Origin of the sequence: Paeniglutamicibacter sp. NPDC091659 (genome assembly GCF_044756805.1) — a bacterium.
Taxonomy (GTDB): Bacteria; Actinomycetota; Actinomycetes; order Actinomycetales; family Micrococcaceae; genus Paeniglutamicibacter.
On sequence record NZ_JBIVTO010000006.1, the window covers coordinates 136,341 to 155,444 of the forward strand.

Annotated in this window: 13 protein-coding genes and 1 tRNA gene; 4 read left to right on the forward strand and 10 right to left on the reverse strand. The window is 60.7% G+C overall.

Annotated elements, in window-relative coordinates; genetic code table 11:
* Positions 1 to 49: 49 nt before the first annotated feature.
* Positions 50 to 3,943, reverse strand: coding sequence for a DNA-directed RNA polymerase subunit beta' (locus ACIQLF_RS12660; protein ID WP_400298777.1), 3,894 nt, complete (start codon positions 3,941 to 3,943; stop codon positions 50 to 52).
* A 186-nt stretch (positions 3,944 to 4,129) separates the two neighbouring features.
* On the reverse strand, positions 4,130 to 7,636 hold the full coding sequence (gene rpoB, locus ACIQLF_RS12665; protein WP_400298780.1) for a DNA-directed RNA polymerase subunit beta: 3,507 nt from the start codon (positions 7,634 to 7,636) through the stop codon (positions 4,130 to 4,132).
* Positions 7,637 to 7,941: 305 nt separating this feature from the next.
* Here rpoB and ACIQLF_RS12670 point away from each other — a divergent pair, with 305 nt between their 5' ends.
* Positions 7,942 to 9,135 carry an acetyl-CoA C-acetyltransferase gene (locus ACIQLF_RS12670; RefSeq protein ID WP_400298782.1) on the forward strand — a complete coding sequence of 398 codons (1,194 nt, stop codon included), beginning with the start codon at positions 7,942 to 7,944 and terminating at the stop codon, positions 9,133 to 9,135.
* 2 nt (positions 9,136 to 9,137) lie between these two features.
* Positions 9,138 to 9,632: an aminoacyl-tRNA deacylase gene (locus ACIQLF_RS12675; protein WP_400298785.1), complete on the forward strand. Its 495-nt coding sequence runs from the start codon at positions 9,138 to 9,140 to the stop codon at positions 9,630 to 9,632.
* On the opposite strand, the gene ACIQLF_RS12680 is transcribed toward ACIQLF_RS12675, so the two are convergent.
* The 8 genes from ACIQLF_RS12680 to ACIQLF_RS12715 form a co-directional block, all read right to left on the reverse strand.
* Positions 9,607 to 10,791, reverse strand: coding sequence for an acyltransferase family protein (locus tag ACIQLF_RS12680; protein ID WP_400298788.1), 1,185 nt, complete (start codon positions 10,789 to 10,791; stop codon positions 9,607 to 9,609). The two genes, ACIQLF_RS12675 and ACIQLF_RS12680, sit on opposite strands and share 26 nt — an antisense overlap.
* A 196-nt stretch (positions 10,792 to 10,987) precedes the next feature.
* Positions 10,988 to 11,359 (reverse strand): 50S ribosomal protein L7/L12, encoded by a 372-nt coding sequence (gene rplL, locus ACIQLF_RS12685; protein ID WP_400298791.1) that lies wholly within the window; start codon positions 11,357 to 11,359, stop codon positions 10,988 to 10,990.
* A gap of 68 nt (positions 11,360 to 11,427) precedes the next feature.
* Positions 11,428 to 11,982 (reverse strand): 50S ribosomal protein L10, encoded by a 555-nt coding sequence (gene rplJ, locus ACIQLF_RS12690; protein WP_400298794.1) that lies wholly within the window; start codon positions 11,980 to 11,982, stop codon positions 11,428 to 11,430.
* A gap of 2,245 nt (positions 11,983 to 14,227) precedes the next feature.
* Positions 14,228 to 14,935 (reverse strand): 50S ribosomal protein L1, encoded by a 708-nt coding sequence (rplA, locus tag ACIQLF_RS12695; RefSeq protein ID WP_400298797.1) that lies wholly within the window; start codon positions 14,933 to 14,935, stop codon positions 14,228 to 14,230.
* 162 nt (positions 14,936 to 15,097) lie between these two features.
* Positions 15,098 to 15,529 (reverse strand): 50S ribosomal protein L11, encoded by a 432-nt coding sequence (gene rplK, locus ACIQLF_RS12700; protein WP_400298800.1) that lies wholly within the window; start codon positions 15,527 to 15,529, stop codon positions 15,098 to 15,100.
* Positions 15,530 to 15,660: 131 nt separating this feature from the next.
* Positions 15,661 to 16,416 (reverse strand): transcription termination/antitermination protein NusG, encoded by a 756-nt coding sequence (gene nusG, locus ACIQLF_RS12705; protein WP_400298803.1) that lies wholly within the window; start codon positions 16,414 to 16,416, stop codon positions 15,661 to 15,663.
* A gap of 57 nt (positions 16,417 to 16,473) precedes the next feature.
* Positions 16,474 to 16,740 (reverse strand): preprotein translocase subunit SecE, encoded by a 267-nt coding sequence (secE, locus tag ACIQLF_RS12710; RefSeq protein ID WP_400298806.1) that lies wholly within the window; start codon positions 16,738 to 16,740, stop codon positions 16,474 to 16,476.
* Positions 16,741 to 16,856: 116 nt separating this feature from the next.
* A tRNA-Trp gene (locus tag ACIQLF_RS12715) sits at positions 16,857 to 16,929 on the reverse strand.
* Positions 16,930 to 17,097: 168 nt separating this feature from the next.
* On the opposite strand from ACIQLF_RS12715, the gene ACIQLF_RS12720 reads away from it, so the two are divergent.
* Together ACIQLF_RS12720 and ACIQLF_RS12725 are read left to right on the forward strand one after the other, a co-directional pair.
* Positions 17,098 to 17,676, forward strand: a complete 579-nt coding sequence (locus ACIQLF_RS12720) for a hypothetical protein (protein ID WP_400298808.1) — start codon at positions 17,098 to 17,100, stop codon at positions 17,674 to 17,676.
* Positions 17,677 to 17,816: 140 nt separating this feature from the next.
* The gene (locus ACIQLF_RS12725) at positions 17,817 to 19,016 is read left to right on the forward strand and encodes a pyridoxal phosphate-dependent aminotransferase (RefSeq protein ID WP_400298809.1); all 1,200 of its coding nucleotides are present in this window, start codon (positions 17,817 to 17,819) and stop codon (positions 19,014 to 19,016) included.
* The last annotated feature ends 88 nt before the right edge of the window (positions 19,017 to 19,104 follow it).

A 19,104-nucleotide genomic window follows, 5' to 3' on the forward strand; every position in this document is an offset into this window, starting at 1 on the left:
TGTTGCATCAGCGTTGTCCCGCCGAGTGGGCGGGACAACGGCTCATGCCTTAGCGGAAATCGTTGCCGAGATCGTAGTCATCCATGGCGATGGCGTGGAATTCCGGGCTGAGGCCCGGCTCCAAGCCGTCGTAGTCCATGCCGGTGGAGAATGCGGACTGGCCGGTGAACAGCGAAGCCTTCGCTGCCTCGGTCGGTTCGACGTTCACCTGGGTGTAGCGATCCAGGCCGGTGCCGGCCGGGATCAGCTTACCGATGATGACGTTTTCCTTCAGGCCGAGCAATGGATCGGACTTGCCTTCCATTGCAGCCTGGGTCAGGACACGCGTGGTCTCCTGGAAGGAAGCAGCCGAGAGCCACGAGTCGGTAGCCAAGGAAGCCTTGGTAATACCCATGAGTTCGTCACGGCCCGATGCCGGCTTCTTGCCTTCGGAGACAGCCTTGCGGTTCTCGTTCTGGAAGCGAGCGCGGTCAGCAAGCTCGCCCGGCAGCAAGTCGGTTTCGCCCGACTCGATGACGGTGATGCGGCGAAGCATCTGGCGAACGATGACTTCCACGTGCTTGTCGTGGATGCCTACGCCCTGGGACTGGTAGACCTCCTGGACTTCGCGTACGAGGAACTTCTGCGCCTCGCGCGGGCCGAGGACACGAAGAACCTGCTTCGGGTCGATGGCACCTGCAACCAGCTGCTGTCCGACCGTTACCGAATCGCCATCGGCGACCAGCAGACGTGCACGGCGCAACACCGGGTAGGCGATTTCTTCGTCGCCGTTGTCCGGGGTGATCACGATGCGCAGCTGCTTCTCGGAGTCCTCGATGGACACGCGACCGGCAACCTCGGAGATCGGAGCAACACCCTTCGGGGTACGTGCTTCGAAGAGCTCCTGGATACGTGGCAGACCCTGGGTGATATCTTCCGCGGAGGCAGCGCCACCGGTGTGGAAGGTACGCATGGTCAGCTGGGTACCCGGTTCACCAATGGACTGTGCGGCGATGATGCCCACTGCCTCACCGATGTCAACGGTCTTGCCGCTTGCAAGCGAACGTCCGTAGCACAGCGCACAGGTTCCGACTGCCGACTCGCAGGTCAGCACGGAGCGGACCTTGATGTCGGTGACACCGGCTGCGAACAGTTCGTCGATGAGCACGTCGCCCACGTCAGAGCCGCCTGCTGCCAGCACCTTGCCCGAGGCGTCGACCACGTCGGTGGCCAGCGTACGGGTGTAGGCCGAGTTCTCAACGGTTTCGTGCATGCGCACGGTACCGATTTCGTCGGTGTACGCGATCGGCACGTTCAGGCCGCGGCTGGTGCCACAATCCTGCTCTCGAACGATGACGTCCTGCGACACGTCGACCAGACGACGGGTCAAGTAACCGGAGTTGGCGGTCTTCAACGCGGTATCGGCCAGACCCTTACGGGCACCGTGGGTGGCGATGAAGTACTCGAGAACCGACAGGCCTTCGCGGTACGAAGACTTGATCGGACGCGGGATGATCTCGCCCTTAGGGTTGGACACCAGGCCACGGATACCGGCAATCTGGCGCAGCTGCAGCCAGTTACCACGAGCCTTCGAGGTCACCATTCGGTTAATGGTGTTCAGCTCTTCCATGCCGGCCTTCATGGCCTCGGCTACCTCGTCGGTTGCCTTGGTCCAGATGTCGATCAGGTCCTGGCGACGCTCCGAGTCGGCAATCAGGCCCTTGTCGAACTGCGACTGGACGCGCTTGGCCTTCTCCTCGTACGGGGCAAGGATGGTGGCCTTGTCCATGTTCGAGGTGATGTCGGAGATGGCAACGGTGACACCCGAGCGGGTGGCCCACTTGAAGCCGGCATCCTTCAGGTTGTCCAGCGTTGCCGCCGTAACAATCTTCGGGTAGCGCTCGGCGAGGTCGTTGACGATCTCGGAGAGTGCATCCTTGCCGGCAACCTGCTCTACCCATGGGTAATCCGCCGGCAGGGTCTCGTTGAAGAGAACCTGGCCCAGCGAAGTATCGATGAGTGCATCGGTGCCCTCGACCCAGCCTTCCGGTGCCGGCTGTTCCTCGGAAGGAACGAAGCCCGGTACGCGGATCTTTACAGGCGAGTTCAGGTGCAGTTCGCCACGGTCCATCGCCATGATCGCCTCGGCCGGCGAGGAGAACGCACGACCGGCGCCCTTCTCGTCCAGACGCTTGGTGGTCAGGTGGTGGAGGCCGATGATCATATCCTGCGAAGGCAGGGCGACCGGACGACCGTCCGAAGGCTTCAAGATGTTGTGTGAGGACAGCATCAGGATGCGTGCTTCTGCCTGGGCTTCCGGGCTCAGCGGCAGGTGAACTGCCATCTGGTCACCGTCGAAGTCGGCGTTGAACGCGGCACAAACCAGCGGGTGCAGCTGAAGGGCCTTGCCTTCAACCAGCTGTGGTTCGAACGCCTGGATGCCCAAACGGTGCAGGGTTGGTGCACGGTTCAGCAGTACAGGGTGCTCGGTGATGATCTCTTCGAGAACATCCCAAACCTGCGGGCGGTAACGCTCGACCATGCGCTTGGCGCTCTTGATGTTCTGTGCGTGGTTGAGGTCAACCAGGCGCTTCATCACGAACGGCTTGAAGAGCTCCAACGCCATCTGCTTGGGCAGACCACACTGGTGCAGCTTCAGCTGCGGGCCGACAACGATGACCGAACGGCCGGAGTAGTCAACGCGCTTGCCGAGCAGGTTCTGACGGAAACGTCCCTGCTTGCCCTTGAGCATGTCGGAAAGCGACTTCAACGGACGGTTGCCTGGACCCGTTACCGGGCGGCCACGGCGACCGTTGTCGAAGAGCGAGTCAACAGCTTCCTGCAGCATGCGCTTTTCGTTGTTGACGATGATTTCCGGCGCACCAAGGTCCAACAAGCGCTTGAGGCGGTTGTTGCGGTTGATGACGCGGCGGTACAGGTCGTTGAGGTCGGAGGTCGCGAAGCGGCCACCGTCCAGCTGGACCATCGGGCGCAGTTCCGGCGGGATCACCGGTACGGCGTCGAGGACCATGCCCAACGGGGAGTTGGACGTGGTCAGGAACGCGTTGACGACCTTGAGGCGCTTGAGCGCACGGGTCTTCTTCTGTCCCTTGCCGTTTTCGATAATGTCGCGAAGGATTTCGGCTTCCGCGGCCATGTCGAAGGACTCGAGGCGCTTCTTGATGGCTTCGGCGCCCATGGAGCCCTCGAAGTACAGTCCGTAGCGCTCGCGCAGCGAGCGGAACAGGCCTTCGTCGCCTTCGAGGTCAGCGACCTTGAGGTTCTTGAATCGGTCCCAGACCTGGTCAAGACGTTCGATGTCCGCATCGGCGCGCTTACGCACCTGGGCCATCGTCTTGTCGGCCAGATCGCGGGCCTTCTTCTTTTCCGCGGCCTTTGCACCCTCGGCTTCGAGAGCAGCAAGCTGGTTCTCGAGGTCGCGGGCGATGGATGCGATGTCGGAGTCGCGGGTGTCAACCAGCTGCTTGCGTTCCAGGTCGTGCTGCGCCTGGAGGTTCGGCAGTTCGGCGTGACGGCGCTCTTCGTCCACGGAGGTGACCATGTAGGCGGCGAAGTAAATGATCTTCTCAAGATCCTTCGGTGCCAGGTCGAGCAGGTAGCCCAAGCGCGAGGGAACGCCCTTGAAGTACCAGATGTGGGTTACTGGGGCTGCAAGCTCGATGTGACCCATGCGTTCGCGACGAACCTTGGCACGGGTAACTTCAACACCACAGCGTTCGCAGATGATGCCCTTGAAGCGCACGCGCTTGTACTTGCCGCAGTAGCACTCCCAGTCGCGGGAAGGGCCGAAGATCTTTTCGCAGAAAAGACCGTCCTTCTCCGGCTTGAGGGTGCGGTAGTTGATGGTTTCGGGCTTCTTAACCTCGCCGTAGCTCCACCCGCGGATCTCTTCCGCAGTTGCCAGGCCGATGCGCATGAGGCCGAATGAGGATTCGCTGGACATATGGTCCTTATCTCTCTTCTAAGTTTCTGAAGTCTAATGTGGTGAGGTGTTCGCGGAACCCGAAGGTTCCACGCTCACCGTGGGTCTGGAAGATATCCAGTTCCATGTTGACCCTGGCGGCCGAAGGAGCGCTGCACTGGTGTTTCCACCGGCACCGCTCCCCCGACCACAGGGCACGAGTTGGAACTAAACTTCTTCGACGGAGTTCGGTTCCGACCGGGAAAGGTCGATGCCGAGTTCTTCCGCGGCCCGGAAGACTTCTTCATCCGAGTCTCGCATTTCGATGGTGTTGCCGTCGGTTCCGAGGACCTCGACGTTCAAGCACAACGACTGCATTTCCTTGATCAGGACCTTGAACGATTCCGGGACACCTGGTTCCGGGATGTTCTCGCCCTTGACGATTGCCTCGTAGACCTTCACGCGACCGTGAATATCATCGGACTTGATCGTGAGCAGTTCCTGCAGGGTGTATGCGGCACCGTAGGCCTCCAGGGCCCACACTTCCATTTCACCGAAGCGCTGGCCACCGAACTGTGCCTTACCACCCAGCGGCTGCTGGGTGATCATGGAGTACGGGCCGGTGGAACGTGCGTGGATCTTGTCGTCCACCAGGTGGTGAAGCTTCAAGATGTACATGTAGCCAACGGAAACCGGATCCGGGAACGGCTCGCCGGAGCGGCCGTCGAACAGACGGGCCTTGCCGGAGTTGCCGATCAGGCGCTTGCCATCGCGGGTCACATTGGTGTGATCGAGGATGCCGCGGATTTCGTTTTCCGTGGCGCCGTCGAAGACCGGTGTGGAAACCTTGCTGGAGCCGACTTCACGCGGGAGGTCCGGCAGGTTCTTGACCCACTCCGGCTCGCCCTCGATCTTCCAGCCCTGCTTGGCAGCCCACGCGAGGTGGATTTCCAGGACCTGGCCGACGTTCATTCGACCCGGAACACCCAAGGGGTTCAGGACGACGTCAACCGGGGTTCCGTCTTCAAGGAACGGCATGTCTTCGATCGGAAGGATCTTGGAGATGACGCCCTTGTTACCGTGGCGGCCTGCAAGCTTGTCACCGTTGGTGATCTTGCGCTTCTGTGCCACGTAGACGCGAACCAGCTGGTTCACGCCCGGGGGCAGGTCGTCGTCGTTGTCGCGGTCGAAGATGCGGACACCGATGACCACGCCGGACTCGCCGTGCGGAACCTTCAGGGAAGTATCGCGAACTTCGCGGGACTTCTCACCGAAAATGGCGCGCAACAGGCGCTCTTCCGGGGTCAGCTCGGTTTCACCCTTCGGGGTGACACGGCCAACCAGGATGTCGCCAGCTTCAACCTCGGCACCGATGTGGATGATGCCGCGCTCGTCGAGCTGCGCCAGGATCTCTTCGGAGACGTTCGGGATGTCGCGGGTAACCTCTTCGGCACCAAGCTTGGTGTCGCGGGCGTCGACTTCGTGCTCTTCGATGTGAATCGAGGTGAGCACGTCGTCGGAGACCATGCGCTGGGAGAGGATGATCGCATCCTCGAAGTTGTGGCCCTCCCAGGACATGAACGCAACCAGCAGGTTCTTGCCAAGGGCGAGCTCGCCCTTGTCGGTGGATGGACCGTCGGCGATGATCGAGTTGTAGTCAACACGATCGCCTTCGGAAACCATCACGCGCTGGTTGTATGCGTTGCCCTGGTTGGAGCGAGCAAACTTCATGATCGGGTAGGCGGCTTCGGTGCCATCGTCGTTCATGACGGTGACAAGGTCGGCCGAAACCTCGGAGACAACGCCTCCGGTGGTTGCGATGACCGAGTCGCCGGCGTCGACTGCCGCGAACTTCTCCATGCCGGTACCCACGAGCGGGGACTCGGAGGCAAGCAGCGGCACGGCCTGACGCTGCATGTTCGCACCCATGAGGGCGCGGTTGGCATCGTCGTGCTCGAGGAACGGAATCAGGGCGGTTGCCACGGACACCATCTGGCGCGGGGAAACGTCCATGTATTCAACTTCGGACGGTTCCACGATGACGGGCTCGCCGCCACCGCCGCGTTCGCGGACCAGGACGCCGTCTTCAACGAAGCGGTTGTCTGCATCCAGCGGCGCGTTGGCCTGTGCGATGAAGTTTTCGAGTTCCTCATCCGCGGTCAGGTAGTCGATTTCGCCGGTGAGGCGGCCGTCGACGACCTTGCGGTACGGGGTTTCGATGAAGCCGAAGGCGTTGATGCGGCCGTAGGTAGCCAACGAACCGATCAGACCAATGTTCGGGCCTTCAGGGGTTTCAATCGGGCACATACGTCCGTAGTGGGACGGGTGAACGTCTCGAACTTCCATGCCTGCACGGTCACGGGACAGACCGCCCGGGCCCAGCGCGGAAAGACGACGCTTGTGCGTCAAACCGGCCAGCGGGTTGTTCTGGTCCATGAACTGCGAGAGCTGGGAGGTTCCGAAGAACTCCTTGATCGCTGCAACAACCGGGCGGATGTTGATCAGCGTCTGCGGGGTGATTGCCTCGACGTCCTGCGTGGTCATGCGTTCGCGGACCACGCGCTCCATGCGGGACAGACCCGTGCGGACCTGGTTCTCGATCAATTCGCCAACGGCGCGGATGCGACGGTTGCCGAAGTGGTCGATGTCATCGACGCTCACGGTCAGGGCAACGGGCTCGCCGTTACGCATGCCCGGAGTGGTCTTCTCGCCTGCGTGCAGAGCGACAAGGAACTTGATCATCGCGACAATGTCATCGATGTTCAAGACCGAGGCGTCCGGGGAATCAAGCGGGGTTTCAACACCGAGCTTGCGGTTGATCTTGTAACGACCAACCTTTGCCAGGTCGTAGCGCTTCGCCTCGAAGTAGAGGTTCTTGAGCAACGCCTGTGCAGCATCGACCGTCGGCGGTTCGCCCGGGCGAAGCTTGCGGTAGATATCCAGGAGTGCTTCTTCCTGGGTATCGGTGGTGTCCTTCTCCAGGGTGGCGCGGATCGAGTCGTACTGTCCGAACTCTTCCAGGATGCGGCCTTCGGTCCAGCCGAGGGCCTTAAGCAGAACGGTGACCGACTGCTTGCGCTTGCGGTCGAGGCGAACGCCGACCTGGTCGCGCTTGTCGATTTCCAGTTCGAACCATGCACCACGCGACGGGATGATCTTCGCGGTGAAGATGTCCTTGTCGCTGGTCTTGTCCGGGGTGCGCTCGAAGTAAGCGCCCGGGGAACGAACGAGCTGGGATACCACGACACGCTCGGTGCCGTTGATGATGAAGGTACCCTTGTCGGTCATCAGCGGGAAGTCGCCCATGAACACGGTCTGCTGCTTGATTTCGCCCGTGTTGTTGTTCATGAACTCGGCCTTGACGTACAGCGGAGCGGCGTACGTGGCGTCGCGGTCCTTGCACTCGGCCATGGTGTACTTCGGATCAGCGAACTCAGGCTCCGAGAAGCTCAGGGACATGGTCTCCTGGAAGTCTTCAATCGGGGAGATCTCTTCGAAGATCTCGGCCAGACCCGAAGTCGTGGCTACACTGGTGTCACCAATAGTCTGGGCGTATGCCAGACGGTTCTTCCAGCGCTCGTTGCCGACGAGCCAGTCAAAGCTCTCGGTCTGAAGTGCCAAAAGATTAGGAACATCAAGTGGTTCGTGAATCTTTGCAAAAGAAAGTCGGCCAGCATATTCCGCGCTGCGGGCCGAACTAGCGGTTTGGTTGTTAGAGGTGCTCGAGGCGACCAAGATGGATCCTTCCACAGACCGTCAGGTTTCCGACGCCGTCTCTCTGCCCGAGTTTCACTCGTAACAGCACCGTTGAGCAGGCCCACCGCTATATGAAGGCCGGAGATGAAAAGAGAAGACGCAAATCTCCACGTTACACCATGCGGCCTACCATGTCCACCACTAAACTCGCAAACCCGACCCGGAAATCGCCGCTAAGCCTGAGAGATGGATCACGGTTTGCCGAGAATTCTGTGGCGTGGACCACAGCGCGCTAGCCTAGAAGTAAACATTCAGCATGTTTTACCGAAAGCGAGATTTCGATCATGTCTTCACACCGTGACGCGGTCATAGTCGCCGGCGCCCGCACTCCGTTTGGCCGCCTGAATGGTCAGCTTTCGACGCTGAGTGCTGTTGAGCTTGGTGCCGCAGCCATCCGCGGGGCGCTGGAGCGTTCTGCCGTGCCCGCCGAAGACGTCCAGGCAGTAATCATGGGACATGTGGTCCAGGCCGGTTGCGGCCAGAACCCTGCCCGCCAGAGCGCGATCGCCGCTGGAATCGGCTGGAACGTCAACGCCATCACTGTCAACAAGGTGTGCCTCTCGGGCCTCTCGGCCATCACCGATGCCGCCCGTCTGATCCGTGTGGGCGATGCCGACGTGGTCGTGGCCGGAGGGCAGGAGTCCATGTCCAACACCCCGCACCTGCTTCCGGGCTCGCGCCAGGGTTGGACCTACGGGAACATCACAGCCATCGACTCGGTGGCATACGACGGCCTGACCGACGCCTTCGACGGAAATTCCATGGGAAGCAGCACCGAAGCCAAGAACACCGTGCTCGGCCTGACCCGCACCGAGCAAGACGAAGTCGCGGCTGCATCGCACCAGCGCGCCGCCGCAGCCGTCGAGGCCGGGACCTTCACCGAGGAAATCGTGGCGATCAGCATCCCTCGGCGCAAGGGCGATCCACTGGTTGTCTCCATTGACGAGGGCATTCGGCCGACGACCACGGTCGAATCCCTTGCCGGCTTGCGCCCGGCCTTCGCCACGGACGGCACCATCACCGCCGGCAACTCTTCACCGCTCTCCGACGGAGCCGCGGCCGTTGTCGTCACCTCGCGCGAGTACGCCCTTGCACACAATCTTGAGATCCTGGCCACCGTTGGCGCCGCCGGTCAGGTTGCCGGTCCCGACAATTCCCTGCACTCGCAGCCCTCCCATGCCATTGCGGCTGCCTTGAAGACCCAAGGCTGGGAAACCTCGGACCTTGACTTCATCGAGATCAACGAGGCCTTCGGCGCCGTTGTCTGCCAGTCGCTCAAGGATCTTGGCTACCCGCTGGAAAAGACGAACATCCACGGCGGGGCGATCGCGCTGGGCCACCCGATCGGCGCCTCCGGCGCACGCCTGACCCTGAGCGCAGCCCTGGAACTCAAGCGCCGCGGATCCGGCAAGGCGGCGGTCAGCCTGTGTGGCGGCGGCGGCCAGGGCGATGCCCTGCTGTTGGTGCGCGAAGCATAAGGATGACGGATCAGCTGCCGGCCGACGGCCTGGAACGCATGCAACGCGATGCCCGCAACCGCGGGCTGAACGTTGACGTGGTTACCCGTCCACCGGCCGGCAGCCTGGTCGAAGCAGCCGGGCTCATGGGCCTGGCCGTCCACGAAATCGTCAAGTCGCTGGTGGTGAAGCACAAGGACGGTTCGTTCTTTTTCGCGCTGATCCCCGGAGACCGCACCATTTCGTGGCCCAAGCTGCGGGCCTTGCTCGGGGTCAACAAGTTGTCACTGCCACGTCCGGAGGTGGCATTCGCCGCAACCGGCTACGAGCGGGGCACGATCACCCCTCTGGGCGCGACGACTCCGTGGCCTGTCTACATTGATTCAAGCGTTGTTGCCGGCAGGATCTGCCTCGGCGCCGGCGCCCACGGCCATTCGGCATTCGTGGACTCCGCGGAACTGATTTCCGCACTCGACGCGACGGTCGCGGACATCAGCGACGCTGAAGCACCGGGCTGAACAACTTCTTTCCCTGAGCCCCGAGGAATTCCAAACCCTTTGTCGTGCCTGTTGCCAGCGGCTTGGCCAGCGGGCGTTCGACAAAGCGGTGCACCAGGTAGGCGGCGGTGAACACGATGCCCATGACAATCGGCAGCGTCAGGTACTTGCCCAGCACGGGGTTGATCTGGTCGATCAGCCACCAGCCCCATACCTGGTGCAAGAGGTACACCGGGTAGGTCAGCGACCCGGCCAGAGCCAGGAATTTCCACTGGACGTTGCGCAGTGGCGTCAGGCTCAGCGCGGCAACGGCCGCGAACAACCCTGCGACGATTAGCCAGTAGGTCCATGGGGCAATGACATAACCAACCAATTCCATGGCCTCCACCGGTGCCTTCAACCCCGTGAAATACGCCGAAAGCACGACGTTGAAAAGCAGTATGCCCCAGCGTCGCACGCTGTGGCCGAAGCGGTAGATCATGAACAGCATCATGCCGCCGGCAAAGAGCGGGGCATATTCGGCCATCAACAAATAGGTGGCGTTTTCATTTCCCATGAGTTGGGCGCCAAGGCCCAAGAGCGGCCATGCCACCGCAAAGATGGTCACCCCTCGAATCGTCAGTAGGCGCAGCATGATCAGTAGCAGGATGACCAGGTAAAAACGCAGCTCGATCCAAAGAGTCCAGTAGACGCCGTCGATATGCCGCATGCCCATCAGCGGGTGGAACATGGTGAGGTTTGCCAGAAGTTCCTTGATGCCTCGGCCCTCACCCAGCTTCGGCCACATGACGATGACCAGGAACCCGGTGGCCAGAACAGCCACCCAATATGCCGGGTACAGCCTGCCCACGCGTGAACCAACGAACCGGCTCGCGCTCTTCCCGTAGGCAGAGAGCAAGATGACGAATCCAGAGATAATGAAGAAGAGCTGCACACCCATGTTGCCGTAGAGGGTGAACTTTGAAAGCTCGGGCCAGGCATCCTTGGCCATGGGGGTTCCCCAAAATTCGTGGCGCCACGCGGTGTAGTGGTAGAGCAGGACCAGGACCGCGGCAAGGAATCGCAGGCCGTCCAGCAATGCCAGTCTCGGCGCCCTCGGTGTCTGGGGCGCAGCTTGCGTCGAGGCCCCGTCTTGGCGCGGGACCTCGATGAGCACTGTTCCGGATTCTGGCAAAGCCATACCCCACCTTTACTTGGTTTGCGTTGTCGTTCCGTGATCAACGGTAGCAAAGTTCATTGCATGCAATCCGATAGTGGGTGCTTTCTCACTCCGCCGGGGTTTGATTGAGAAACCGGGAAGTAGCTAATTCGGTTAAAATACTGCGGGCCCGCGGAACCAAAAGGTTCCGCGGGCCCGCAGTGAAAAGTGCGAAGAGTTACTTGACAGTAACGGTTGCGCCGGCAGCCTCGAGGGCGTCCTTTGCCTTCTCTGCAGCTTCCTTGGTGGCGCCTTCGAGGACGGCCTTCGGAGCCGAATCAACGACCTCCTTGGCTTCCTTCAGACCCAGGGAAGTGATTGCACGAACTTCCTTGATAACTGCGATCTTCTTGTCGCCGGCCGATTCGAGGATAACGTCGAATTCGGTCTGCTCTTCGGCTTCAGCGGCACCAGCGGCCGGGCCGGCAACTGCAACAGCAGCAGCGGAGACGTCGAAGGTCTCTTCGAAGGTCTTTACGAACTCGGAGAGCTCGATGATGGTCATTTCCTTGAAGGCTTCCAAGAGCTCTTCGGTGGACAGCTTAGCCATGGTGGGCAGCCTTTCCGTCGGCGGCACATACGCGCCGCAAGTTACTTGAGTGAGGGGTTGAAGAAAGCTTAGGCTTCTTCGGTGGCGGCTTCGGCAGCAGGTGCCTCAACCTCGGCGGGTGCTTCAGCAGCGCCACCGTTTGCTTCTTCGAGCTTTGCGCGCAGTGCTTCGATGGTGCGGACTGCGGCAGATGCCGGAGCCTGCAGCACACCGGCAACACGTGCCAGCTGGAACTCACGCGATTCAAGGGCTGCCAGTGCGGCAACTCCGGCTGCGTCAAGGGCCTTGCCCTCGAAGAAACCGGTCTTGATGATGAGCTGCTTGTTGTCCTTAGCAAAATCCGTGAGGCTCTTAGCGGCAGCGATTGCATCACCCTTGATAAAGGCGATTGCAGTCGGACCAGCAAGCTGGCCTTCGAATGCTTCGATGCCGGCTTCCTTTGCTGCGATACCAGTCAAGGTGTTCTTCACAACCGCGTACTTGGTCTCCTGACCAAGTGAGCGGCGAAGCTGCTTGAGCTGCGCAACAGTAAGCCCACGGTATTCGGTCAGGACAGCGGCGGTCGACTCCTTGAAGTCGGCGGTGATTTCCTCAACTGCGGAAACCTTAGTCGGCGTTGCCATAACACTCCTTCCGGGGTATAGATCTGATACCAGTCGATCTGACCCGGCCAGGAGTACTGGCATAAAAAACGCCCCATGCAGGATGCACGGGGCGGAAAGAACGCACTAAAAAATGCAGAAAATTCACTTCGTTCACCTGCGCAGGTCGTCCTTTGTGGGACTTTCGGAGCCTCACTACATAAGCAGCTAATCTCGACCGACGGTCTTCGGTAATTCCAAGCCTAACAGCGCTGCAACGGAAGAACCAAATCGAGGGAAAGCCCATCAGCTCAACTCCCGATCCAGTAGGCAACCCGCATGCCGGAATAGGGTCCGACCCGCAGCCAGGTTCTTCACGAGCATGAACCCGAGCATCTCTGCGAGCAATGCGGACTGCGCAGGATCCTCCGTAGCAGGCGCTGACCTCGCCCAGAGCCCACAGAAGCCCGCCCCGGTTTCCCGAATTTCAAGGGCGGCCATATCGCCGGATTTTAAAAGAGCAGAACCCCGGTTCCGTAACTTGGGGGATAACGGAAGCGGGGTTCTGCGGAAGCGGCAATGCAACTTGGGGGAACGCATTGCCGCGCTAAATGTTTAGGACGGGGCTTGGGGTCTCCGTCAAAAACACTGGTGACCAAGTCACCGGTCACAACCAAGTTGCAACACAACAAGCCTATCAGCAATGCCTTCGGACACAAGATGTTACGGTTACCAAAATTGACAATCCGTCGCTTGGGCAACATCGAAGAAAACCAGGCAAGTCCCGCACTTTGGCAACAATCCCCCAAGTCAACGGTTGGGTGGCAAAATTCCACGCCCATCGACCCCGCGTGCCCAAGGTCACACTGGTTTATTCAATTCGATTATCTAACGCTGGGCTTCAAACCACCAAACCATTCAGCAGGCAGCGTGTTGTTGGGTGTTGACCCAGCCCATTAGCAATTGTTCGACGGGCTCAATTTGGCGGGACCAAATCTTGCGCCCCCAGGAACAGTTCTACGACCAATACGAACGGCACGGTAATGGCAGCATGGCAGGCAGATCCCATGGCTATTGGTCACCGGGAGCAGATAGCGCCGACCGCCAGGCGCATGAGACAGGCTTGCCTGTCTCCACCGGCCGAAACGTTGCCCGGTGAAGGTTCCAACACCAGAACCGCTAGACCGACAAGTGGCACGATAGCCACTGGATTGATAGCATTTTGCCCGCAGAAGAGCCGCCCGACCGCTCGCGCAACGAGCGCACTTAGTACAGAGGCCCGCGGTGCGGGGCTCGCCGCAGTTGGAAAGTGCCGTAGATCTCACAAAGTTTCATAGGCGGATGGGCGCAGAAAGTGACAAATACCCCCCGGCACCATAACAAGCACGAATGCCATCTGACATGCAGTGCGGAAGCAGAACCGCATCCAGCTTTATGGGAGATAATCGTTTCAACGATCACCAACGTCTGCCTTCGACTCTTGCTTGCTCAACAACCACGCCTCGGCCATCATGGCCAGCAGTGCCCTGTGGCATCAATTGTGTTTGGAGAATCCTGAGGGAGACCGTCGTACACGACACCAGAAAGTCGGCAACGGCAGCGCAGCCCGGACACGTGGCCGGTGCCGAGTCACTACCGGCCCTAGGCAGGCAGCCATACACCAGCAACTTGACCATGTCCGCGGTGCCGGTGCTGTCCGGAGTCCCCTGGTATATGCATGTAGCATGACTCGGCCATCGAGTGTCTCAGGCGTGTGAGTCGTCGGCAAGTTCGAGCCGCACATCACCAGAACGGTCGCATCCCCCGTTCCCCCGGCTCCGGCGCGCAGGTACTGGGCATCGAAGAGCTATGTGCTGGCCACTGGCAGATCCACTTAGCTGCCTGAGAGCCTTGGCATGACGCCCGACCAGCCGGACAATCGGGTGCCGGTGTAGTGGAATGGCGCAAGCATGGCCAGTCGGAGCGAAAAGCCCGCAACCCGTTTGGGTGCAACCATTTGGTGGTGTTCGTGGCGTGGCACGGCGATTTCCGCGGTTCATGCCGGGCTGGTGCGCACCAGCCCGCCTATGCCTCTGACTTCTCAGCGCCCACTGGCGGATGCTGCATCTACTGTTCTTGCCGGGTGGGGTGGTGCGGCAGCAGCGCACCGCCCTGGTTCCGGAATGTCCTCGAATCCCAGGCTCCAGCATGAGGTCGGCTGCAGTGTTTTCTTCCCCCATGCACAAAAAACCGCAGGCCCGAACCCCTGCAAAGGGGATTCGGGCCTGCGGTGAAGTTGAAGCTAAATTTAGGCTTCGGTGATCACGCGGGTCACGTTCGAGTCAACGGCAATGCCGGGACCGAAGGTGGTTGCAACCGTTGCCTTGGTGATGTAGCGGCCCTTGGAGGAGGAAGGCTTCAAACGAAGAACCTCGTCCAGTGCTGCTGCGTAGTTCTCGGCCAGCTTCTGAGCATCGAAGGAAACCTTGCCGATGATGAAGTGCAGGTTCGAGTGCTTGTCGACGCGGAAGTCGATCTTGCCACCCTTGATGTCGTTGACAGCCTTGGCGACGTCCATGGTGACGGTGCCGGTCTTCGGGTTCGGCATCAGGTTACGGGGACCCAAGACCTTACCCAAACGGCCAACCTTGCCCATGAGGTCAGGGGTTGCAACTGCTGCGTCGAAGTCGGTCCAGCCGCCGGCGATCTTGGCGATCAGGTCGTCCGAGCCAACGAAGTCGGCGCCGGCTGCGATTGCAGCTTCAGCCTTGTCACCGTTTGCGAAAACGAGGACGCGGGCGGTCTTACCGGTGCCGTGCGGCAGGATAACGGTGCCACGAACCATCTGGTCGGCCTTGCGAGGGTCAACGCCCAAGCGGAAAGCAACCTCAACGGTCTCGTCAGCCTTCGAGGAAGCGATTTCCTTGGCCAGGGCGATTGCCTCGGTCGGTGCGTAAACCTTGTCGGCTTCGATCTTAGCCGCGGCGGCTACGTATGCTTTGCTGCGCTTTGCCATCTGCTTTTTCTCCTTATGCAGTCGTGGTCATGTATGGGTCGCGCGCGACCCTGCCACTTGCGATCGGGTGTCCACCAAATAGTGGAAATGTCCCGGTCGTCTTGTTTGTTATGGGGGTGCGTTTCCGGCTGAACCGGGCGCGCGGGGTGTAGCGGGGGCTAATTAGCCAGCTACGGTGATGCCCATGGAGCGGGCGGTGCCTGCGATGATCAGGGCAGCAGCCTTGATGTCGTTGGCGTTGAGATCTTCCATCTTTGTGGTGGCGATCTCTTCAACCTGAGCCTGGGTCAGGTTTGCAACCTTGACGGTGTGCGGGGTAGCGGAACCCTTGGCAACGCCTGCAGCCTTCTTGATGAGCTCAGCTGCCGGAGGAGTCTTGGTGATGAAGGTGAAGGAACGGTCTTCGTAGACGGTAATTTCAACCGGAATCACGTTACCGCGCTGCGACTCGGTCGCTGCGTTGTAAGCCTTGCAGAATTCCATGATGTTGACGCCGTGCTGACCAAGCGCCGGGCCGATCGGAGGTGCCGGGTTGGCGGCGCCTGCCTGGATCTGCAGCTTGATGAGTCCGGTGACCTTTTTCTTGGGGGCCATGTCGGGTCCTTCTTCTTTTGCGTTGCCCCGTTGCACAGGAGCGTGCCTCGGGGGGTTGACCGCCGTGGCGCGGCGGCCGAGTCATGCCGATATCCCGGTAAAGCAAACCGGGACAGGCACGAAGACTAATGTTACTGGATCTTGGTGACCTGGCTGAACGACAGGGTAACCGGGGTTTCACGTTCGAAGATCGAAACGAGAACCACAAGGGTGGAGGATTCCAGCTTGATTTCGCTGATCGTCGCCGGAAGGGTCTCGAAAGGACCGTCGTTGACGATGACCGATTCGCCGACCTCGAAGTCAACAGTGACCTCGGTGATCGGGGCCCGGCCCGGCTTCATGTTGGCCGCTTCTTCTTCGCTGACGATCGTGTGCTCGAGCATCGAGAAGACTTCCTCGAGGCGCAGCGGATCTGGGTTGTGCGCGTTTCCAACGAAGCCGGTGACACCAGGTGTGTGACGGACTGCACCCCAGGAGGCGTCGGTCAGTTCCATGCGGACCAGGACGTAGCCGGGGATGCGAACGCGACGCACGATCTTGCGCGTCGTGTTCTTGATCTCCACGACCTCTTCCATCGGGACCTGGATTTCATAAATGAATTCTTCCATGCCCAGGGTCTGGATGCGGGTTTCGAGGTTCACCTTGACGCGGTTTTCGTAACCTGCGTAGGAGTGGATGACGTACCAGTCACCGGGCTGACGACGCAGCTGGGTGCGGAATTCTTCGATGGGATCGACGGCCGGGGTTTCCTCGGCTGCTGCATCTTCAGGAGCCTGCTCGGCGTCCTCGGAAACGACGGAATCGGTCGACACCTCTTCGGTATCGACCTCTGCTGCCTGGCCCTCAAGTTCTTCGATGGCCTGCGGTTCGAGTTCCTGATCGGACACTGCGGTTCCTGCTTTCTGTTACTGGTTCACCAGAAATATGGGGCGAATCGTCCCGGCTTACTTTTCGGCCGGGTTGGTGAAGATCCAAATAGATCCGTTGCCGAACACGAAGTCCAGGGCGGAAATGATGACCATCATCAACACGACGAAGCCGATGACCACTAGCGTGTAGTTCACCAGTTCGCTGCGAGTCGGCGTAACGACCTTCTTCAGCTCAGAAATCATCTGGCGGAAGAACAGGGCAATTCCAGCGAAGAAACCTGCCTTGGCCGGCTTCTTGTCGCGCCCTGCGCCGTGCGAATCGCTCGCAGTCGTTTCAGTCACCGGTTCCTCGTTTCAGATTATGCCTATTGAAACAATCACGGTGTGCCGCAGTCTTATCGACCACGACACACCGTGACGTGAATTTCGCCGAGCAATCCAGAATGATTGCTACTGCGCAGGGCAGACAGGACTCGAACCTGCAACCTGCGGTTTTGGAGACCGCTGCGCTACCAATTGCGCCACTACCCTTCGAGTTCAGAACTCGTTCGTTCACTCATGCCGCTTACGACTTGGGTGATCTAGATGTTTTCCAACACCGAGGATCAAGTTTACGCATGGATTGGGTCGATTGTCGAACTGAGAACCACTTCCCCGTGTTTTCAAGGGTTTTTGGGCCTCGCTGTTAGGTTGGTGGGCATGCGTACTTCCAAAACCGGGCCCATCCGCTTCGAGCGTGCCAGCGCGTTGATTCTCTTGGTCTTTGCCGGTGGCTCGATCCTCGATGCAATTTTCGGCATTGCGCACCTTGCCGGGCCGGGCAGCTTCTGGGCCATCCAGTTCATGGCCGCATCAATCCCTCTGCTCATCGCAACGGGCGTGTGGGTCGCTCTGCGAAAGCAGAAGGAACTTTCCCGCGCCTGCCTCGTCATGTTCTTGGTAGCGTTCCCTGCCTGGTTTGTGGAGTTCACTTCCGCCATTCCGGTCAGCTGGTACTTGGGGGTCGGGCTGGTCTTGTGGGCGATGCGGCTGGGCCAGAACCTGCTCATGTGGGTCGGGACCAGCCTGCTGGTGCTGGCGGCCGGTGCCCAGTTCCACCTGATCAACTACACCGGGGCGATGTACCTGCCCTTTGTCATCACGGTTCCCGCCTTCCTGTGCGTGGCCGCGTACTTCCAGTGGCACCAGGTCCGTGCCCAGGCCCAGGAAATCGACCTGGACGAGCAGGAAAAGGACGAGCTGCACCTCAAGCGCTATGGCCGACTGCCCAACGAGTAACTTCTACCCCGGGCGGCAGGCATGCATTGCCGGTGAAAACCACGTGTCGTATTGGTTGATTTAGTCGTTCCATCAGGCCTTGGCGCACTAAGCTGAAAGCACACACCACCAAACCACCTCCCCTTCCAGGAAGCGACGACATGTCACGCATTTCCCGACGTATCGGGTCCATCGCAGAATCCGCAACACTGGCCGTAGACGCAAAGGCCAAGGCCCTGAAGGCCGCCGGACGCCCGGTCATCGGCTTCGGTGCAGGCGAACCGGACTTCGCCACCCCCGACTACATCGTTGAAGCAGCAATTGCAGCGGCACGCAATCCCCAGTACCACCGCTACTCCCCCGCCGCGGGCCTGCCGGAACTCCGTGCGGCCATCGCCGAGAAGACCATGCGCGACTCGGGCTACAAGCTCGATGCTTCCCAGGTCTTGGTCACCAACGGCGGCAAGCAGGCCGTGTACAACGCCTTTGCGACGCTGCTGGATCCGGGAGACGAAGTCATCCTTCCGGCACCGTACTGGACCACCTACCCGGAGGCCATTCGCCTGGCCGGCGGTGTTCCCGTCGAGGTGTTCGCCGGCCCCGAGCAGGGCTACAAGGTCACCATCGAGCAGCTGGAGGCAGCTGTTACGCCCAAGACCAAGGTGTTGCTCTTTGTCTCGCCGTCCAACCCCACCGGTGCGGTCTACGCCCCGGAGCAGGTGGCGGAGATCGGTCGCTGGGCGGCATCCAAGGACCTGTGGGTCATCACCGACGAAATCTACGAACACCTCACCTACGATGATGCGGTCTTCACGTCGATCGCCACCGCAGCCCCCGAGCTGGGCGACAAGGTCATCATCCTCAACGGAGTCGCCAAGACCTACGCCATGACCGGATGGCGAGTGGGATGGATGGCGGGCCCGCTGGACGTCATCAAGGCTGCCACCAACCTGCAGTCCCACGCGACCTCCAACGTCGCGAACGTCTCGCAGATGGCAGCGCTTGCGGCCGTCTCCGGCCCGCTGGATGCCGTGGCGGAAATGCGCACGGCCTTCGACCGCCGTCGCAAGGCCATGGTTTCGGCGCTGAACGCCATCGACGGAGTGCACTGCCCGACGCCGGAGGGCGCGTTCTACGCCTACTCCGATGTCCGCGGCCTGCTGGGTCGCGAAATCCGCGGCATCGTCCCGGCCACCTCGGCCGAGCTTGCCGCTTTGATCCTGGAGCAGGCGGAGGTCGCAGTGGTTCCGGGCGAGGCCTTCGGCCCGTCGGGATACATCCGCATGTCCTACGCACTGGGCGATGCGGACCTGGCAGAAGGCGTCGGCCGCATGGCCGCGCTGCTGGGCGAAGCCAAGTAGCAGGTTCTCGGCAGACGGCGGTGGCCGGCAATCTCCTCGCGGAGGGTGCCGGCCACCGCCATTTCCCGGGCGTCCCGGATCAGGCCCG

Coding starts and splice junctions, on each gene's coding strand:
- ACIQLF_RS12660 (WP_400298777.1), bottom strand. CDS start 3,943: ATGTCCAGCGAATCCTCATTCGGCCTCATGCGCATCGGCCTGGCAACT.
- ACIQLF_RS12670 (WP_400298782.1), top strand. CDS start 7,942: ATGTCTTCACACCGTGACGCGGTCATAGTCGCCGGCGCCCGCACTCCG.
- ACIQLF_RS12675 (WP_400298785.1), top strand. CDS start 9,138: ATGACGGATCAGCTGCCGGCCGACGGCCTGGAACGCATGCAACGCGAT.
- ACIQLF_RS12680 (WP_400298788.1), bottom strand. CDS start 10,791: ATGGCTTTGCCAGAATCCGGAACAGTGCTCATCGAGGTCCCGCGCCAA.
- rplL (WP_400298791.1), bottom strand. CDS start 11,359: ATGGCTAAGCTGTCCACCGAAGAGCTCTTGGAAGCCTTCAAGGAAATG.
- rplJ (WP_400298794.1), bottom strand. CDS start 11,982: ATGGCAACGCCGACTAAGGTTTCCGCAGTTGAGGAAATCACCGCCGAC.
- rplA (WP_400298797.1), bottom strand. CDS start 14,935: ATGGCAAAGCGCAGCAAAGCATACGTAGCCGCCGCGGCTAAGATCGAA.
- rplK (WP_400298800.1), bottom strand. CDS start 15,529: ATGGCCCCCAAGAAAAAGGTCACCGGACTCATCAAGCTGCAGATCCAG.
- ACIQLF_RS12720 (WP_400298808.1), top strand. CDS start 17,098: ATGCGTACTTCCAAAACCGGGCCCATCCGCTTCGAGCGTGCCAGCGCG.
- ACIQLF_RS12725 (WP_400298809.1), top strand. CDS start 17,817: ATGTCACGCATTTCCCGACGTATCGGGTCCATCGCAGAATCCGCAACA.